The 643-nt window shown below is 71.5% G+C and carries 1 pseudogene; it reads left to right on the forward strand.

From position 1 onward, the window contains the following. A pseudogene (locus KUM32_RS42325) lies at window positions 1-461 on the forward strand (ABC transporter substrate-binding protein); the annotation flags it as partial. Between the last annotated feature and the right edge of the window lie 182 nt (window positions 462-643).

Here is a 643-nt window from a genome sequence, read left to right on the forward strand (position 1 = left end):
GCCCCGAGGTGGCCACCGCCGTACAGGAGGGGCTGAAGAAGGCCGGCATCACGGTCAAGCTCCAGGGCCTGGAGGACAACGACTACAGCGAGAAGACCAAGAGCGTGAAGGACGCGCCCGGCTTCTTCCTCTCCGCCTGGGGCGCCGACTGGCCCGCCGGCGGCCCGTTCCTGGCGCCGATCTACGACGGCCGCCAGATCGTCAAGGACGGCTCCAACTACAACCACGCGCAGCTCGACGACAAGGCCGTCAACGCCGAGATCGACGCCATCAACAAGCTGACCGACCTGAAGGCCGCGGCCAAGCGGTGGGGCGCGCTGGACAAGAAGATCGGCGAGCAGGCGCTGTCCGTGCCGCTGTTCCACCCGGTCTACAAGCGGCTCTACGGCAAGGACGTCAAGAACATCGTGATCAGCGACTGGACCGGCGTGCTCGACGTCTCGCAGGTCGCGGTCCGGTGATCCGGGTGCGCACGACCATCGCCTGGGCCGCGCCCCGCGCGGCCCGCGAGGAGACCCCGTGACCAGCGAGGTGTTGGCCACGACCCAGGCGGGGGCCCCGGCCCCCGCCTCGGGGGCCCGCCAGGTGTGGCGTCGGCTGCGGGCGCGCAAGGCCGCCGTGGTGGCCGGCGCCGGGCGTGCGC

This window comes from Streptomyces sp. AC627_RSS907 (assembly GCF_019049165.1).